This window comes from Ensifer aridi (assembly GCF_002078505.1).
Lineage (GTDB): Bacteria > Pseudomonadota > Alphaproteobacteria > Rhizobiales > Rhizobiaceae > Sinorhizobium > Sinorhizobium aridi.
On record NZ_LUAV01000002.1, the window covers coordinates 553,914 to 571,136 of the forward strand.

General features: G+C 61.4%; 19 protein-coding genes and 2 tRNA genes. 17 read left to right on the forward strand and 4 right to left on the reverse strand.

The window, feature by feature from the left end; all coding sequences use genetic code 11:
- The 4 genes from AYK65_RS02910 to AYK65_RS02925 form a co-directional block, all read left to right on the forward strand.
- The coding region (locus AYK65_RS02910; protein WP_244559946.1) for a polysaccharide biosynthesis/export family protein at nucleotides 1-878 on the forward strand (878 nt) is incomplete at its 5' end.
- A gap of 246 nt (nucleotides 879-1,124) precedes the next feature.
- Nucleotides 1,125-1,724 (forward strand): bifunctional nicotinamidase/pyrazinamidase, encoded by a 600-nt coding sequence (gene pncA / locus AYK65_RS02915; RefSeq protein WP_081157938.1) that lies wholly within the window; start codon nucleotides 1,125-1,127, stop codon nucleotides 1,722-1,724.
- Between the two features lie 118 nt (nucleotides 1,725-1,842).
- A complete protein-coding gene (gene pncB, locus AYK65_RS02920; RefSeq protein ID WP_026613275.1) occupies nucleotides 1,843-3,147 on the forward strand; it encodes a nicotinate phosphoribosyltransferase in 1,305 nt (434 codons plus the stop codon).
- Nucleotides 3,148-3,411: 264 nt separating this feature from the next.
- Nucleotides 3,412-3,648: a hypothetical protein gene (locus AYK65_RS02925; protein WP_046119892.1), complete on the forward strand. Its 237-nt coding sequence runs from the start codon at nucleotides 3,412-3,414 to the stop codon at nucleotides 3,646-3,648.
- Nucleotides 3,649-3,799: 151 nt separating this feature from the next.
- On the opposite strand, the gene AYK65_RS31435 is transcribed toward AYK65_RS02925, so the two are convergent.
- The 3 genes from AYK65_RS31435 to AYK65_RS02935 all read right to left on the reverse strand — a co-directional run bounded on the left by AYK65_RS31435 (nucleotide 3,800) and on the right by AYK65_RS02935 (nucleotide 6,360).
- A complete protein-coding gene (locus AYK65_RS31435) occupies nucleotides 3,800-3,946 on the reverse strand; it encodes a hypothetical protein (protein ID WP_167549653.1) in 147 nt (48 codons plus the stop codon).
- Nucleotides 3,947-4,245: 299 nt separating this feature from the next.
- Nucleotides 4,246-5,406 carry a hypothetical protein gene (locus AYK65_RS02930; protein WP_172401974.1) on the reverse strand — a complete coding sequence of 387 codons (1,161 nt, stop codon included), beginning with the start codon at nucleotides 5,404-5,406 and terminating at the stop codon, nucleotides 4,246-4,248.
- A gap of 879 nt (nucleotides 5,407-6,285) precedes the next feature.
- Nucleotides 6,286-6,360: transfer RNA gene (locus tag AYK65_RS02935), tRNA-Thr, on the reverse strand.
- 267 nt (nucleotides 6,361-6,627) lie between these two features.
- Here AYK65_RS02935 and AYK65_RS02940 point away from each other — a divergent pair.
- The 10 genes from AYK65_RS02940 to AYK65_RS02985 all read left to right on the forward strand — a co-directional run bounded on the left by AYK65_RS02940 (nucleotide 6,628) and on the right by AYK65_RS02985 (nucleotide 12,941).
- Nucleotides 6,628-6,837, forward strand: coding sequence for a hypothetical protein (locus tag AYK65_RS02940; RefSeq protein WP_026613272.1), 210 nt, complete (start codon nucleotides 6,628-6,630; stop codon nucleotides 6,835-6,837).
- Nucleotides 6,838-7,124: 287 nt separating this feature from the next.
- On the forward strand, nucleotides 7,125-8,417 hold the full coding sequence (gene murA, locus AYK65_RS02945) for a UDP-N-acetylglucosamine 1-carboxyvinyltransferase (RefSeq protein WP_046119890.1): 1,293 nt from the start codon (nucleotides 7,125-7,127) through the stop codon (nucleotides 8,415-8,417).
- A gap of 108 nt (nucleotides 8,418-8,525) precedes the next feature.
- Complete coding sequence (locus tag AYK65_RS02950; RefSeq protein WP_046120088.1) at nucleotides 8,526-8,966, forward strand: DUF2948 family protein; 441 nt, start codon at nucleotides 8,526-8,528, stop codon at nucleotides 8,964-8,966.
- A 37-nt stretch (nucleotides 8,967-9,003) separates the two neighbouring features.
- The gene (gene hisD / locus AYK65_RS02955; protein ID WP_046119889.1) at nucleotides 9,004-10,308 is read left to right on the forward strand and encodes a histidinol dehydrogenase; all 1,305 of its coding nucleotides are present in this window, start codon (nucleotides 9,004-9,006) and stop codon (nucleotides 10,306-10,308) included.
- On the forward strand, nucleotides 10,305-10,781 hold the full coding sequence (locus tag AYK65_RS02960; protein ID WP_026613268.1) for a UPF0262 family protein: 477 nt from the start codon (nucleotides 10,305-10,307) through the stop codon (nucleotides 10,779-10,781). Before hisD ends, AYK65_RS02960 begins: the two co-directional genes overlap by 4 nt.
- An 11-nt stretch (nucleotides 10,782-10,792) precedes the next feature.
- Entirely contained in the window at nucleotides 10,793-11,260 is a 468-nt protein-coding gene (locus AYK65_RS02965) for an arsenate-mycothiol transferase ArsC (RefSeq protein WP_026613267.1), read from the forward strand.
- Between the two features lie 170 nt (nucleotides 11,261-11,430).
- On the forward strand, nucleotides 11,431-11,649 hold the full coding sequence (gene infA / locus AYK65_RS02970) for a translation initiation factor IF-1 (protein WP_014327290.1): 219 nt from the start codon (nucleotides 11,431-11,433) through the stop codon (nucleotides 11,647-11,649).
- Nucleotides 11,650-11,695: 46 nt separating this feature from the next.
- Nucleotides 11,696-12,316 (forward strand): Maf-like protein, encoded by a 621-nt coding sequence (locus tag AYK65_RS02975; RefSeq protein WP_046119888.1) that lies wholly within the window; start codon nucleotides 11,696-11,698, stop codon nucleotides 12,314-12,316.
- A 6-nt stretch (nucleotides 12,317-12,322) separates the two neighbouring features.
- Complete coding sequence (gene yacG, locus AYK65_RS02980) at nucleotides 12,323-12,535, forward strand: DNA gyrase inhibitor YacG (RefSeq protein WP_046119887.1); 213 nt, start codon at nucleotides 12,323-12,325, stop codon at nucleotides 12,533-12,535.
- Nucleotides 12,536-12,865: 330 nt separating this feature from the next.
- Nucleotides 12,866-12,941 (forward strand) — tRNA-Phe (locus tag AYK65_RS02985).
- A gap of 385 nt (nucleotides 12,942-13,326) precedes the next feature.
- Here the strand turns inward: AYK65_RS02985 and AYK65_RS02990 are convergent.
- On the reverse strand, nucleotides 13,327-13,557 hold the full coding sequence (locus AYK65_RS02990) for a hypothetical protein (protein WP_026613264.1): 231 nt from the start codon (nucleotides 13,555-13,557) through the stop codon (nucleotides 13,327-13,329).
- Nucleotides 13,558-14,241: 684 nt separating this feature from the next.
- On the opposite strand from AYK65_RS02990, the gene AYK65_RS02995 reads away from it, so the two are divergent.
- The 3 genes from AYK65_RS02995 (at nucleotide 14,242) to AYK65_RS03005 (ending at nucleotide 16,931) form a co-directional block, all read left to right on the forward strand.
- On the forward strand, nucleotides 14,242-15,345 hold the full coding sequence (locus AYK65_RS02995; RefSeq protein WP_081157891.1) for a serine kinase: 1,104 nt from the start codon (nucleotides 14,242-14,244) through the stop codon (nucleotides 15,343-15,345).
- Entirely contained in the window at nucleotides 15,332-16,405 is a 1,074-nt protein-coding gene (locus AYK65_RS03000) for a nucleotidyltransferase family protein (protein WP_046119885.1), read from the forward strand. The genes AYK65_RS02995 and AYK65_RS03000 overlap by 14 nt, the downstream gene beginning before the upstream one ends.
- Nucleotides 16,406-16,622: 217 nt before the next feature.
- Nucleotides 16,623-16,931: a hypothetical protein gene (locus AYK65_RS03005; protein WP_046119884.1), complete on the forward strand. Its 309-nt coding sequence runs from the start codon at nucleotides 16,623-16,625 to the stop codon at nucleotides 16,929-16,931.
- The last annotated feature ends 292 nt before the right edge of the window (nucleotides 16,932-17,223 follow it).

Consider the following 17,223-nt stretch of genomic DNA (forward strand, 5'->3'; position numbering starts at 1 on the left):
CCACAACGGAATCGAAGCAGACGAGCATCGACCTGGTCGTCCAGCCCGACGGCAAGGCGGCGATCCCCTATGTTGGCTCGGTGCGATTTGCCGGCCTGACGCTAGAACAGGCGCGTCAGGCGATCCTCGAGGCGCTAAAGCAGAAGGCGGTGGAGCCGGACGTGATCGTGACGTCGACGTCGACGGCCTCGCGCATCGTCACCGTTTCCGGCGCCGTCGGTCGTCCCTCGGTGGTGCCGCTCAATCTCGTCAGCGAAACGATCAACGAGGTGATCGCCAAGGCCGGCGGCCCGGCGGCGCAGCCTTACGAGACCTATGTCACGCTCGTGCGCGGCAAGAAGACCGGTACGGTCCTCTTGAAATCGATCATCGCCAACCCGTCGGAAAACATCCACGTCAAGCCGGGTGACCAGATCTTCGTGACGCGCGACCCACGCACGTTCACGATCCTCGGCCAGGTCCGGGCAAATCAGCGCGTCGAATTCGGCGCCAACGACCTGAACCTGCTCGAAGCGGTGGCGCTTGCCGGCGGCGGTTCGGACCGGACGGTCGATGCGAAGGGCTACTTCGTCTTCCGCTACGAGGAGCCGGATATCGTCATGAGCCTGCTCGGCCAGGAGCGCTTCCACCAAATGCTGAGCAAGGGCATGAAGGCCGACAGCGTCGGCCGCTATCCGATCGTCTACCGCTTTAACATGACCAATCCGGACAGCCTGATCGTCGGCCAGACCTTCCCGATCAAGAACCGCGACGTGATCTACGCCTCCCGCCATCCTTCGGTCGATATCACGAAGTTCCTTGATTTCGTCGCGCGGCCGATCGGCATCGCAAATTCCGGCGTCGCTATCGCCGACAATCTCGACGATCTCCGCAACTGACGGCGGCGTGGCAGACGTTCTTCACGAATGCGCTTCGGCCTGATCTCGGCCGCCTGCACTTGCCGGCCGAGCCCTGCTCTAACGGTTTGGAATCGATCACCTTTGCGGTGCCGCCGACAATGCGGCGCCGCATTGGTACGCGGCCGGTGAACATGCTTGCCGCCTCGCGCGTTCTGTGATTGATCTTGCGCTTAAATCGATTTGTCGATCGCCAATGCCGATCGGCCGCATCGCGAGGAGTGGCTCATGGCTGAAGATGCTCTGATCGTCGTCGACCTGCAGAACGATTTCTGCCCGGGCGGTGCGCTCGCGGTTGAAGGTGGGGATGAGATCGTGCCGATCGTCAACCGGCTTATCGAAGACTCACGCCATGTCATCCTGACGCAGGATTGGCACTCGGCCGGACATTCGAGCTTCGCCTCCAGCCATCCCGGGAAGGCGGCTTTCCAGATAGTGACTATGTCCTATGGGGAGCAGACGCTCTGGCCCGACCATTGCGTGCAGGGAAGCCGAGGGGCGGACTTTCATCCAGACTTGCGCTGGACGACTGCAGAGCTGGTCCTGCGCAAGGGGTTCCGCCGCGAGATCGACAGCTATTCCGCCTTTTTCGAGAACGATCACCGGACCTCGACCGGCCTTGCCGGCTATCTGCGCGAGCGTGGAATCTCCAAGGTGTCGCTCTGCGGCCTGGCGACCGATTTCTGCGTTGCCTTCTCGGCGCTCGATGCGGTGGCACAGGGCTTTTCGACATCCGTTGTGCTCGCCGCATGCCGCGGCATCGATCTGAACGGATCGCTTGCCGCAATGACCCGGCGCATGCACGATGCCGGCGTTCAGCTGATTTAACCGCGCCGGAGCGGGGCGCCACCCACTCTTCTGTGTCCCACTTCGAATTTCTGAAATCGATCACGGCGCTTTTCTTCGAACGCAGGATCGTGGTCATCGAGAAGGAGCGTTGTCGCAGATGCCAAAGACCGATATCGCGCGGCGGGTCTACAACCATACCTGGAAGCTCGATCCGATCATCCGCAGCCTGTTGGATACGGACTTCTATAAGCTTCTGATGCTTCAGATGATCTGGCAGCTCTACCCGGATGTCGACGCGACCTTCTCGCTGATCAACCGCACGAAAACCGTGCGCCTCGCCGAGGAGATCGATGAACAGGAGCTGCGTGACCAGCTCGACCACGCGCGCAGTCTGCGCTTCACCAAGAAGGAAATGATCTGGCTCGCGGGTAACACCTTTTACGGCCGTAAACAGATATTCTCGCCGGAATTCCTGGCCTGGCTCGGGAAATTCCGCTTGCCGGAATACGAGTTGTCGCGCCGCGACGGTCAGTTCGAGCTCTCCTTCCGCGGCCGCTGGGTCGAAACGACGATGTGGGAAATCCCGGCGCTCGCCATCATCAACGAGCTGCGCTCGCGGGCGGCGATGAAGGGGCTCGGGCCGTTCACCCTCGACGTGCTCTATGCCCGCGCCAAGGCCAAGATGTGGTCGAAGGTCGAGCAGTTGCGGCAGTATCCCAACCTGCGCATCTCCGACTTCGGCACCCGCCGCCGGCATAGCTTCCTGTGGCAGCGCTGGTGCGTCGAGGCGCTGAAGGAAGGCATCGGCACATCTTTTTCTGGCTCCAGCAACGTGCTTCTCGCCATGGACAACGATCTGGAGGCGCTCGGCACCAATGCCCACGAGCTGCCGATGGTGGCAGCCGCACTGGCGCGCAATGATCGGGAGCTCGCCGCGGCTCCCTACAAGGTTCTGCAGGACTGGAACCAGCTCTATGGCGGCAATCTGCTGATCGTACTGCCGGATTCGTTCGGCACCGCCGCATTTTTGCGCAATGCTCCCGCCTGGGTGGCGGACTGGACCGGCTTCCGGCCCGACAGCGCGCCGCCGATCGAGGGCGGCGAGAAGATCATCGCCTGGTGGAAGAAGATGGGCCGTGACCCGCGCGAGAAGCTCCTGATCTTCTCCGACGGGCTGGATGTCGATACGATCATCAAGACCTATCGCCATTTCGAAGGGCGCGTGCGCATGAGCTTCGGCTGGGGCACGAACCTCACCAATGATTTCGCCGGCTGCGCGCCGACGGAGATCAGCGGTCTCGATCCGATCTCGATCGTCTGCAAGGTCAGCGAAGCCAACGGCCACCCGGCGGTCAAGCTTTCCGACAATCCGCGCAAGGCAACCGGCGATCCGGCCGAGGTGCAGCGCTACCTGAAATTCTTCGGCTCCGAGGATTTTGTGGAGCAGACCGTCCGGGTGTGATCGCCGCTTCGCTCCGGCGAAGTCGAAGGTACTTCACGGCGGAACTATGGCGGTTATTAACCGCCATCAGGTGAACTCATGCCTCGGCCCTATTCCCGGACCCAATCCTGCATCACTCTGAGCGCGTCCGGCGTTGTCCGGACGGGCCGACGACAACCATCGAGACGCCAATCATATGACTTATTGGGGTACCTCACTATTTTCTTGAATTTCGCCCGGAATACCCCATGATGACCCCATTGAGGTACACCTTGGGAGGGGTTCGTGCGTCAAGCCTATTCGCCGGATGACGTCGATGTGATGCGTGGAGCGCTCGATATCTGGTGCGCTCTGCACAATGTCGGGAAGGATGGTGCGGAGGCCAACAGGGCAGCCAAGCGCATCCTCGACCTGATGGGCAGGAAGAGGTGCTCCTGCGATGAGCTTCTGGCTCAGCTTGGAGATTTCCGGCCGGACCCGCGCCGCAAGCCTTCTGATGAGCCGCGCGGCCGCATGTATTAAGCTTCAACGGTCGAAAGGCGTCCGCTTCCGGTGAACGCGAAGGAGCGTGAACCGGGCGGTCGAGGCTTTCGAGCGCCGCAGCCTTCAGCTTTTTTGATGATCCGCCACCTGACGCAGCAATCGCGAAGAGCGCCTGTGTATGCGGCGCGCGTCATCGCGGTATCGACGAGGTGATCTCGCCGGAGACGGCGGCGTTCGCTTCCGGCCGATATTGGGACAGCGCGACATGAAGGATGCCGCTCACCGCGATCGAGAGGACGAGAACCGCGACGCTGACGCCAAGACCCGATTTGATCATGCCCATCTTCTCCACAACGCTTAATTTTTGCCGGCCCGCGGCTGAAAGAGCGTGAAATGGAGTTAATCCTGTGGCGTCGATCAGGCTGTTCCCCGAGTAACGTCGGATATGGTTAAGGATGTTTTGATCGCGGGTGGGTCGGCCTGATCAATCCTCAACGGAGTAGAGCCGCGGCAAGCGTTCTGGTCGCACTGCTTTACTGCAATGCCCCAACCACAGGAGGACAGCGGTTCCGGGCACGAAGCGACCCCGCGCGCTGCGTGATCCTGGACAAGCGGTGGCGGCTGCCGACGTAGATGTCACGGCGGCGTAATCGTATGATGGCGTTCGTCGAGATACCGCTCAAGCCATGTATAGCCAGCATACGTACCCGATGGGACGATGTTGTTCCGATCGGCTGCATTGGTCGTGCTGAGACCGTTTGCCTGCTCGAAGCTGTTCGGCATGCCGTCGTTATCGTTATCGGTCGGCGGTGAACCGCCGGTGATCATGGGGAAGGAGGCGGATGTCGTATAAACCGGATTGGTGGCAGGGGCCGTCGACACGTTGTTGACAAAACCCATCCATCTCGCGTCAAGGCTGTCGCGCGGGAAGGCCCCAACTTGTTGCATCAGGTGACTCTTGAGCGTCGCCGTGCTGAGGATCGGGGCACTCAGCGCTCCGATAGGAGCAGCCACGCCTGTCTCGGTGCACGGGGCCACCGGGCTTATCTGCGTGAGTCTGCACTGGGGGATGGCCGGCGAGCCCAAGAGTACGTTGTCGTTGCCGCCACCCGTCCCAACTGGCGCATACCACTTGTTCGCGGCTGCGGTGTCGTCGCTTTGGTTGATGAGGGCGATCGGGCCCGTCGATCTCGGCCCGCGCTCCATGATGTTGGCCGCGACATTTGCACAGGTGCCGACGTTGTTCGCATCAGGATGATCGTCGACGACCATGATGCCAAACTGACCCGGGTTCGAGATCAGCGTGTTGATGACGTCATGCACGCGTTCGTTCTGAGCACCGCATCCCACCGATTTCAAAGCTGGATTGCGCCACCGATGCGAGCTGATGATGTTGCGCCAGAGAGTGGTCTTGCCGCAATCTCCCTGGTGCTGATCTGAGCAGATGAGGGGGCCGTAATCGTGATTTGCGGGTGAAAGCGGGTAGGCGAACAGGCTGTATGCGATCGTGATGTTCCTACCGCTCTGAAACGAGTACATCGTTTGGTCCGAACCGTATCCGACCGACATGTGGTCGAGATAGATGTTCTGCGGATCGACCGTGTCTGCTTTCTCAATGCCGATGCCGCTCCGACTGCCTCGCGTGCTATCCCATGCAGCCTCGTTGCCCGGACGCACGCGCAGGTGCCTCAGAAACACGTTGCTGGACACGATGCGAATGGGCGTCTTGGCGGCCGTAGCGGCAATACCGGGCCTCAGGCGGATCTGGATGCCGCCCGGGCTTGTCTGCCCCGCCACCGTCAAGTCGCCACTACTCACAACGATCGGGGTCGCAAGCTGGATCGTTCCGCTTGTCCTGAATACGCAAGTGCGAGCTCCAGACGCCTCCATGCAGGCCCGGAGGCTGCCCGTGCCGGTGTCGGCCGTATTCGTAACAATGAAGACGGCGCCACCGCGCCCTCCGCTTGTACCCCTGCCGGCGCCCGAAGCGCCTGGAAACGTGTCGAGCGCTTGTGCAGACTGCACAGTCGCGAAGACAAGCACGATCAACGACGCACCACCCCGAAACAGCCTCATGACCTGCCCCCTCGAGCGCCTGCACCACCGCCGTAAGTCAGGACCTCGCTCGACGCCATTCCAATTGGCCGCCCGGTAACCCGAAAGAACGTGGCGGACCTCGTCGTCTTCCTTGCCTGGTTCACCGCCTCGGCCCGTGAAGACAAAGCGCAGGATGACTGTTTGGATTTAACGATCTCCTGTGAGGGCTCAGACAATCTTGTCGAGCTGCACATTCCGGGCGCACGCCCGACGACATTCGACGAGCTAGGTCCTGACCTAGATTGCCGAGGTTTTCACGATCCCTGTCGTGCTCACCCCACGCGCTACAACCGTCCAGCTCGAAGGGTCTCACAGCGCAGGTTGTAGTCAAGGATTAGGGACATCGCCCAAACGAGTTACCAGGCAACAGAAACCGGGTAAACCCGACTCGGTCACCTCCCGCCGCTGCAGCGTCGTTTGAACTTTCAATCAAACACCAAGGCGACGACCAGAACACCGTGCGAGCGGGCCGTATCATCTCTGTGCCACAGGCCTATTCAGACAGATGCGCTACTGTGTATTTTTGTTCTGGGAAGCAGTCGCAGGGTGCTGATGGCACTCTTGTTTTAGCCGAAAAACTGGTGCTGCTAGAGAGATTTGAACTCTCGGCCTCTCCCTTACCAAGGGAGTGCTCTACCCCTGAGCTATAGCAGCATCCGGCGGCTCTTTGGGACAAGCCGCATCAGGCGAGGCGCCTATTGCCATAGCTTGAGGGAGAGCGCAAGCCGCATTTCGAAGTTTTTGACCGCGCCACGTGGCAACGGTCTTCAGCAGCACCGCCTCCTAGGGAGAAAGGGACGCGATTCCAAGGCGTTAGCGCTGAACGCACGCGCAAATCGCTTCGCATTTTTCCTCGTTCCGCCACGGCGCAAAACGTCTGACTGCTTCCGAAAACTCTGCTTTTGCGCTAATGGGTAACGCATGCAGAGCGACGACCATAAGAAGCATGCGCCGGGCCCGGCAAAGGGGGAGGAACACCTCAGCGAGGCCGAGGCGAGACGTGAGCGCCTGGCGAAGAACCTGCGCGACAATCTCCAGCGCCGCAAGCAGCAAATGCGCGCCCGCCGCGCAGGCGCTGCTGACGAGACATCCGGATTGCCTGCCGCAAAATCGTGCGAATCGGAAGATTAGGTCCGACCCCGATCCATGGCTGCCCAATCGGAAATCGCGTTGGGTAGCCGTGTATCGACTCAATGCCGCAGCAGGCTTTGCGTCTCTTGGACGCGCACGCTGTAAGGCGGCGGCGGGGGACGGATGACGCAACGCCTTCCGGTTTCTGGCCGTTCCTAATACTCGCATTTCAAGGCACTTCTAATTTCACGGCTTCTCCACTAAAGAGACGCCCTCCAGCAACACCCGGATCTTGGCAACACCGGATTTTTTCAGAAAGGCGGGCGGCGGCCCGTGCGAGAGGTCTCATGGATCGCATCAGGATTGTAGGCGGAAATGAACTCCACGGGGTCATCCCCATTTCGGGCGCAAAGAATGCCGCCTTGCCGCTGATGATCGCGTCGCTTCTGACCGATGATACGCTGACGCTCGAAAACGTGCCGCATCTCGCCGATGTCGAGCAACTGATCCGCATCCTCGGCAATCATGGTGCCGACATTTCCGTCAATGGCAGGCGCGAGCGCCAGGGCGAGAGCTATGCCCGCACGATCCATTTCACGAGCCGCAACATCGTCTCGACCACCGCGCCTTACGAGCTCGTCTCGAAGATGCGCGCGAGCTTCTGGGTCATCGGGCCGCTGCTTGCCCGCGAAGGCAAGGCGCGCGTCTCGCTGCCGGGCGGCTGCGCGATCGGCACGAGGCCGGTCGACCTCTTCATAGACGGGCTAACGGCACTCGGCGCCAATATCGAGATCGACGGCGGCTACGTCAACGCGACCGCGCCGGCAGGCGGCCTCGCCGGCGGGCGCTATGTGTTCCCGAAGGTTTCCGTCGGCGCGACGCACGTCTTGATGATGGCGGCGACCCTTGCCAACGGCACGACCGTGCTCGGCAACGCCGCACGCGAGCCCGAGGTCGTCGACCTCGCCAAGTGCCTGAACGCCATGGGAGCGAAGATCACGGGCCAGGGCACGAGCACGATCACCGTCGAGGGCGTGCCCTCCCTCTCGGGTGCGCGTCACCGCGTGCTGCCCGACCGAATCGAGACCGGCACCTACGCCATGGCGGTCGCAATGACAGGCGGCGACGTCATCCTGGAGGACACGGACGCGAGCCTCCTCGAGACGGCGCTCGAGGCGATCCGCCGCACAGGCGCGGAAATCAGCGAGACGAACAGCGGCATCCGCATCGTGCGCAACGGCGCCGGCATTAAGCCGGTCGACATCGTCACCGATCCTTTCCCCGGCTTCCCGACCGACCTGCAAGCGCAGTTCATGGGACTGATGACGAAGTCGAGCGGCGTGTCCCACATCACCGAGACGATCTTCGAAAACCGCTTCATGCATGTGCAGGAACTCGCGCGTCTCGGCGCCAAGATCTCGCTCTCCGGCCAGACCGCGAAGGTCGAGGGCGTGTCACGGCTGAAGGGCGCACCGGTCATGGCGACCGACCTGCGCGCCTCGGTCTCGCTCGTCATCGCCGGGCTTGCGGCCGAGGGCGAGACCATGGTCTCGCGCGTTTACCATCTCGATCGCGGCTTCGAGCGCCTGGAAGAGAAGCTCACGCGCTGCGGCGCCCATGTGGAGCGCGTCAGCGACTGATCGCCAGGCTCCCGCGCTTGAAACCGTTGCGGTTTCAGGCGCGACGTCCTATGTCCTTTGCGATCACCTGCTTAAATGCGGGGCATGAAAACAGACGGGATGGATCGCATGGACGCTTTGAAACTGCTGGCACTCGACGAGGAAGACCTTGGTGTCGTCTCCGCCCATGTGCAGGACGCAGTCTTCAAGGTGGCCAGCATTTCCTATGATGCCCGCCGCCATCAGTTTTCCCTGGTGATCAACCGTTTCGTCTGGGAAAAGGCAGACCGCAGGCGCCGCAGCTTCGAGCGACGCCGCGCCGTGCTCCTGTTCAAGTGCGTCACAGCGGTGCGTTCGCTGGGCTTCGATCGCACCGACATGGAAGCGGTGCTCGATCTCCTGGCGCTGCGTTTTTCGGTCAGGGGCGAGGGGCCGGAGGGAACGATCGAGCTCGTGCTTGCCGGCGACGCCTCCATCGCCCTCGATGTCGAGTGTATCGAGGCGCAGCTTGCCGATACGGGTGGTGCATGGGAAACCGCATTCAAGCCGCGCCATCCCGAAGGCGAGTAAACGCCCCCGCAAAGCCCGCACCAAAAGGATCAACGCATTGGCAATCAGGCTGAACTATCTCGACACGAGCTTCGAACGTGAGTTCGCCGCATTCCTGACCACCAAACGGGAAGTTTCCGAAGACGTCAACGCCGTGGTGCGCGCCATCATCGACGACGTCCGCGCACGCGGCGATGCGGCGCTCGCCGACTATTCCGCGCGTTTCGACGGGATCGATTTCAATGTCGCGGGCATGGCGGTGACCGCTGCGGAAATCGATCAGGCGATCGACGCGGTCGCGCCGGAAGTCCTCGGCGCACTCAAGGTTGCCGCGACCCGTATCGAGGCGCATCATGGTCGGCAATTGCCGAAGGACGATCTCTACGAAGACACGATGGGTGTCGGCCTCGGCTCCCGCTGGACGGCGATTGACGCGGTTGGCCTCTACGTACCGGGGGGCACGGCGAGCTACCCGAGCTCGGTGCTGATGAACGCGCTTCCGGCCAAGGTCGCCGGTGTGCCGCGCATCGTCATGGTGGTGCCCGCAAGCGGCGGCGCGATCAATCCGGCCGTGCTTGCGGCGGCGCGGCTTGCCGGCGTGGAGGAAATCTACCGCATCGGTGGCGCTCAGGCCGTCGCGGCTCTTGCCTATGGAACCGAGACGATCGCCCCTGTGGCGAAGATTGTCGGGCCCGGAAACGCCTATGTCGCGGCCGCCAAGCGGCAGGTCTTCGGCACGGTCGGCATAGACATGATCGCCGGCCCCTCGGAGGTGTTGGTGATCGCCGACGGCGACAACGACCCGGACTGGATCGCTGCCGATCTCCTGGCGCAGGCCGAGCACGACGCCGGCGCGCAGGCGATCCTGATCACTGATGACGCTGCCTTCGGCGACGCGGTCGAAAAGGCCGTCGACCGCCAGTTGAAGACACTGCCGCGCGCCGAGACGGCAACCGCGAGCTGGCGCGATTTCGGTGCCGTCATCCTGGTCCCGAATCTCGACCAAGCCGTGCCGCTTGCCAACCGCATCGCGCCGGAGCATCTCGAGCTGACGATGGCCGACCCGGATGCCATGGTCCCGAAGATCCGCAATGCCGGTGCGATCTTCATCGGCCGTCACACGCCTGAGGTCATCGGCGATTATGTCGGCGGCTCCAACCACGTGCTTCCGACGGCGCGCTCGGCCCGCTTCTCCTCCGGTCTCGGCGTGCTTGACTACATGAAGCGAACCTCGATCCTGAGGCTCGGCCCGGACCAATTGCGCATGCTCGGTCCCGCCGCGATCGCTCTCGCCAAATCGGAAGGGCTCGAGGCGCATGCCCGTTCTGTCGCCATCCGCCTCAATCTCGGGGGAGAGGGATGAAGGCCGATCGCCACCTGCGGCTCTGCGATGTCGTGCTGGACGAGACGATCGGCCGCTCGACGCCGGATGTGGAGCACGAGCGCGCGGTTGCGATCTTCGACCTTTTGGAAGAGAACCTGTTCGAACCGGTCGGTCATCCCGGTGGGCCCTACCGCCTCAAACTGTCGCTGGTGGACGCGAAACTCGTTTTTGCGATTTCGACGGATGGCGGCACGGAGGTTGCCACCCACATACTGTCGCTGACGCCCTTTCGCCGGATCGTGAAGGACTATTTCATGATTTGCGAAAGCTATTACGCAGCGATCCGCACCGCGACGCCGAGCCAGATCGAGGCGATCGACATGGGGCGCCGCGGTATCCACAACGAGGGTTCGCAGACGCTGATGGACCGTCTGTCCGGCAAGATCAGGCTGGACTTCGATACGGCGCGCCGGCTGTTCACGCTCGTTTGCGTACTCTACTGGCGGGGCTGACGGAGGCGGAGATGACCGGGATCGCCGCACCACTGCAGAAGATGCCCCGCTCGGTTCTCTTCATGTGCGGCATGAATGCGATCCGCTCGCCCATGGCCGAGGCGCTCGCCCGTGCGGCCTTACCGAAAGGAACCTATGTGGCCTCCGCGGGGGTGCGGCACGGCGAGCGCGATCCGTTCGTCGACGTCGTTCTCGAGGAGATCGGGCTCACGCTCGGTCGCCATCAGCCGCGCACGCTCGACGAACTTGAAGACGATTACTTCGATATCATCGTCACGCTGGCGCCGGAGGCGCATCACGTGGCGCTCGAATTGACCCGGTCGATGGCCGTCGACGTGGTATATTGGCCGACACCCGACCCGACGGTTGCGACCGGAACCAGAGAGCAGATTGTCGCTGCCTACCGGGCGGTGCGCGACCACCTGGCAGCCTTGATCGCAAGCCGGCTTGTCGCCGAGGAGCGCCGCAAAGGCGCCTGACCGCGGGCCGGGCGCGATCGTGCGCTTGCGCGGGCAATCGCCGCCCGAGTGAATTACGGAAAAAGCGGAATCAAAGCGGTTCACAAAGCTGCGGCGATTGTGTAGTTTCCGGCAAATTTTTGAGGACGCGTGACGCATCCGCGAATGAACACAAGAAAGAACAATCCTGCATGGCGAAAGAAGAAGTCCTAGAATTTCCGGGCGTGGTCACCGAATTGCTTCCCAACGCGACCTTCCGCGTGAAGCTCGAGAACGACCATGAGATCATCGCCCACACGGCGGGCCGCATGCGCAAGAACCGCATTCGCGTTCTCGCGGGCGACAAGGTGCTCGTCGAAATGACTCCCTACGACCTGACGAAGGGCCGCATCACCTACCGCTTCAAGTGATTCCCGGCACTTTAGTGAACCCTCCGGGGATTGACGGCCCGTTTCGATGGCAGTGACCCAAAAACTGATACTGGCGTCCGGATCGCCGCGTCGTGTCGAGCTGCTGGCTCAAGCCGGCATCGAGCCCGCGCGGCTGCTGCCGATGGACCTCGACGAAACGCCGAAGCGTTCGGAACATCCGCGCTCGCTTGCGCGGAGGCTGTCTGCCGAGAAGGCGAAGGCAGCGCTCGCGGCGATCAACGGTGATCCGGCCTGGGAAGGCAGCTACATCCTGGCAGCGGATACCGTCGTTTGCGTCGGCCGGCGCATTCTGCCGAAGCCGGAAATGGTCGGCGAAGCATCGAGCGCCTTGCATCTTCTCTCCGGCCGCAGCCATCGCGTCTACACCGGCATCTGTCTCGTCACCCCCGACCGGACGCTCCGCCAGAAGGTGATCGACACCAAGGTGCGCTTCAAACGCCTTTCCGGCCTCGACATCGAAAGCTATCTCGCTTCCGGCCAATGGCGCGGCAAGGCCGGCGGCTATGCCATCCAGGGCATTGCAGGAAGTTTCGTCGTCAAGCTCGTCGGCTCCTACACCAATGTGGTAGGCTTACCGCTCTATGAAACCGTCAATCTCCTCGTCGGCGAAGGCTATGCCGTGCATAACCGCTGGCTGGAAGGCTGAAGGCAAGTGAGCGGCAAGAGCAAGAAAAGCGGTTCGAACGTCGAACCCCTCCGCCCGACGCGGCCCTGTCCCGAATGCGGCCGCCCCTCCGTCCGCGAGCACTATCCCTTCTGCTCCGAACGCTGCCGCAATATCGACCTCAACCGCTGGCTTTCGGGCTCCTATGCGATTCCGGTTGCCGACGACGAATCGAAAGCCGACGACGGCGACGACCGGTAAGGACCCCGCATCCGGCCTGCTTGCCTCCTGCTCCCGTACGCGGCGCCCTTTCTGTTCCGTCCCTCCGCGGCGACGGCTGGGGTGAGGGGCGACCCTACCGGTCGCAGCCGGTCGGCCTCGCTTCTGATCCGAGATGAGCGCGACCGCGCGTGCGATCTCCCTGAATCCTTTTGCTTTTCGCGGTTCTTCCACCAGCCGGCAAATTCTTCGAAAAAGAGTCATTTGGTGCTGGACACGGCCGAACAAGATGCTATAACCCCGCTCGCTTCCGGGGCGAACGACAGTGCCCCACCGGTTTCCTTAGAAAAACCGTCGCCGTTGAGGCGGGATGCCCGGATAGCTCAGTTGGTAGAGCAGCGGATTGAAAATCCGCGTGTCGGTGGTTCGAATCCGCCTCCGGGCACCATCACTAAATCAGGCGCTGATTTTCCCGGTATTTTGGCGCAAAACGTCCACAAAACTCACAGCACTCTGCAGCGCTTTGAATTGCTGCATGTTTTCGTCCTAACAGGGTGACTGACTTGCGGTTCTGCTTCACCTGACGTGAGCTGCAAGCATCCGTTCGACATATGCTGGTTGTCGAGCTAAACGACGGCCGGGACGCAACCTTGTTGCCACCGGGACACGAGGTCACCTACATCATGAGGAAGGCGGTGACCACGGCAGAAGGCGTTCGAGGCGATGCGCGCCAGGGGGCGGATCGCGAATGTTATGGAGCATCTGCAACGCAATTAGCAGGTCCCGGAGCGACGGCTCTGGGGCATTCAAAGCCCGGGTCCCACCGCCGATCTTTAGGGCTTGGAATTCCCTTTGCCCTTGTTGCCCTTTCCGCCCTTGCCCTTTCCACCACCCTTGCCCTTACCGCCGCCACTACCGGAGCTCGCGATTGCGCTCGATGTGAGGCTCGTGGACAGCAGCATCGTCACTGCAGGTGGTGTGACGGCCGCGAATCGGCCGCAAGCTTTCAGGAACTCGCGTCTATCTTCCTCGGCGGGAGAATGTTCCCTTTGAGCCTTCTCCATATGTACGTCCTCCGGGTTTGGCCGCCGCCTATATTACAGCAATTGCTAAAAAAACGAGACATAGCTCTTTACAGCTAACTCACTTGCACACCCCCGTGATTAGCTGCTTGCCGGCATGCTCGCATCCCGCGCTCTTCCGTGGCGCGAATTAGGAGCCCTGCGGGCGATCACAGAAGGTCCCAGAGCGATTTCAGACATCGCGGTTATCTCTGGGACCTCCGACGCCTCAGCGGCTGACGAGGCTCCCCGCGAAGCGTCCGTAGCAGTATGTATCACGAGAATCCCCATGTAACGGTCCCAGGACCTTTACCCCGATCGCATGGGACTTAAGTCCGTGGATCGGAGTGGCCGACAGTCCTATGCTTCCTATTCATAAGCTACAATAACCGATGTTTTTCAGGCGGATTTGCAGACTGGGCCCGTGCGTTAGACGCGGGCCCGTTTTCTGCGTGAAAGTCGCTGAAAGGCAAGAATGTCCAATGGCATCTGATCCTCGGTGGCCGCCTTCGTGCACCAAAAGTTGATCACTCCTCCGCAATCGACACTTTGCCTTACGTGTTTGATTCTGCATTCAAGGCAGTCGGGGGCTGGCGGGAATCCGGATTTTCGATCACAAATAGGCAAGTATGCTTAAGGCCTTTGCGGGGTCGTCCTTCGGCGACGGCGGGGGTGTGGGGGATTGGAATGAAGTTCCGCATCTCCGAGGGGGCGCGTTTTTTTCTGCTGGGGCAACGCAAGACGATTTTCGTCGAATCGTCGCAGCAGATTTTTGAGGTCGATGACCTCACGGCCTATTTTACATGCGCACTCGCCGAGCCGGCATCGCTGCGCCAATTGGAGTCGGACCTCGTGGCACGTGGCGCCAGCCGTGCGACGGCACGCGCCTCCGTGCGGAAATACCTTGCTCATTGCTCCCGTCGGGGCCTGCTCGACATCCTCCTTGACGAGGAGGAGGGGCCGCCACTGCGTAGCCAAGCGCTTGATCTTGCGGGAACCACTGTCTCGATAGCCTTTTACGATAGGTCGCTCGCCGACCTCGTGCTGCCCGTTTTCGAGCATCAGGGCGCGCCGGAGCGAAAGTCTTCGATCGTCTACGAGGTAGCAGCCTTCGGCAACCGAGCCTGCATCAGCCGCAATCGCTCCCGCGGAGTGATTGTTGCGGCCGATGAGGCGGCGCCGGCGCTGAAGGCCATGCTGACGGACGACGTGCTCGCAAGCCTCGGGAGGAATGTCGCGCTCCATGCCGCGCTGCTTGTAAGGAACCGAAAGGGCCTGCTTATTTGCGGCGCGCCGGGGGCCGGCAAGACGACGCTTGCGCTTGCGCTTCTCAACGCCGGTTTTACCTGTGGTGGGGATGATATCGCGCTTTTGGGTGCGGATGGTCTCGTATGCGGCGTGCCTTTTGCACCGGCACTCAAGCGTGGCTCATGGGGCCTGATCGACGGCGTGCGCGACGCAATCGCCGCAGCTCCGATCCACCGCCGTCTCGACAAGAAGAGCGTTCGCTATCTCGCATCGATCCCCTACGCACCGCGCGAAGCGGTACCGCTTGGCAGCATCGTGCTTCTTCGCCGTCGCAGGAAGGGTCCGGTTGCGATTTCCGCCGTGGAGCCGGCGCGGGTCCTGTCCGAGCTCTTTTCCGGCGCCTTCACGCCGACGGGGCGCCTCGAACTCTCGCAGTTCGAAACCCTGCTCGGCGTTCTTCGCAGCGCTCGCGCGATCGAACTTTCCTATTCGCGGCTCGACGAAGCCGTGGAAGCGTTGAGTCGGCATCATGAAGCGGCATAGCTACCGAAACCTGCTTGCACTTGCGTCCTGCCTCAATGGCAATCCGCCGAGCGGCGTCGACTGGGACGACATCATAGCTTTGGCCAATGAAAGCCTGACCGTTTCTTCACTCGCCGTGGCGACAAGAAACACGCAGAAAGTGCCACAGGACGTTCGCGAGTACCTGTCTTTGATCTACGAAAGGAACGCCGAGCGTAATCGCCGGCTGCTCGCGCAACTGACGGAGGCGGTGGACTGTCTCAACCGCATCGGTGTCGAGCCCGTCATCATGAAGGGTGCAGCCATTCTGCTTGCGCAGGAGTCGGACGAGATCGGCGGACGGATGCTGACCGATCTCGACATGTTTGTCCGTCCTGCCGACATGAGCGCCTCGATAACAGCACTTCAAAGCATCGGTTACCAAATCCGGCTGGGTAGCGGTTCCTGGCCGGGCAATCCCAAATTCCATCTGCCGGCCGTATTGGAGCGGCCCACCGACGCCGGCAGCATCGATCTTCATTGCCGGCCGAGAGGTCCGGCCTCCTTTGGCGATGTCGAGTGGCTGTACAGCCGCAGTCGGCGGATCCCCGTTGCCGGAAAACACGCCTATCTCCCGTCAGCCTTCGCCCAGATCGTCTTTCTAATCCTGCATGATCAGTTCCAGGACGGCGACTATTGGCGAGGCTTGATCGACCTGCGCCATCTGCTCGACATCGTGAAGCTCGCTCGGTTCGCTGATATCGAGTGGGAGGAATTGCGGTCGCTCTTTGCTGCCGGTTACGAACGAAACGCAGTCGACGCCCAGATCCTGACGGCGCTTGCATTGTTCGGAATCGATGGCGCATCCAAATTGTCGTTCGCGACACTGGCGCGAATTCAACTGGTGCGGCGGCAGCTCCAGATTGAAAGGAACTATCTCGCCACCCCCTTCACGTTTCTGACGCTTCTAACGGAGGTCTTCTACTATCGGTATTGGGATCGCTTCGGCGGCGAGCCTTATCCCTCGCTCCGGCAGGAAACAGCGCGCAAAATTCGCGAAATGAGACGTATTTTCCGCTCAAAACCGCTGGGAAAGCTATAAGGCGAAATGAAAATGGGGTGACGTTGTGACGTTTTCCGTTTTGCAGGTAACTTGCTGAAAGCACTATGAAATTGTTCCTGTTTGCTATTATTGTGAATTAAGCAGAAATAAGTACAAATTTCCAGAACAGTGCGAGATGGCCAAATAATCACACTATTAATATATTAGCTCTTGCGGTATTTTACGACAAATCAGCCAACGCAAAGGGGAGACACATATGAGTTCCGAAATGCAGGACGAGTCGTTGTCGGCCGGCGAGGAAGACCGGCGCGAATTCCTGAAGAGTTGTGGGCGATTTGCGGTGGTGACGCCGCCGGCTGTCACCATGCTGCTTTCCACCAGCCTTACCTCCAACGCAATTGCCAAGTCGGGCGGCGGTGGCGGTCGCCCAAAGGGCAATAACGGTTACGGCAACGGAGCGACCGGAACAAATCCCGGTAGCTATCATGGCGGCGGCGTGGCGCAGGGCGGTCCGGGAGCGGGGCAGTCGCAGGGCGGCTCCAAGTCAGGTAACATCATCAGGTAGGCGGCAATCGTCGAGTGCCGCAGCCGGGCATCGGGCGCTATTCCTAGCCTCGCCACGCGGCCGGCCGGCAGGGTACATCCATTCATTCGAGTCCCTTTGTTGAAGCTATGTGCTCCTCGGCACTCACGCGCACAGGGGACGAAGCCCGTCACGAGAGTGGGGCGCCGGTGTCGGGTGCAGCCCGTGACGATTTGTTAACCAAGCTGTTACAAAATTCTTGACATCGATGAGGCGGCCGGGCTCTCGCGCCGGCCAGGCCTGTTGCATTCGTCCATTCCTACAGCGCCGCGCG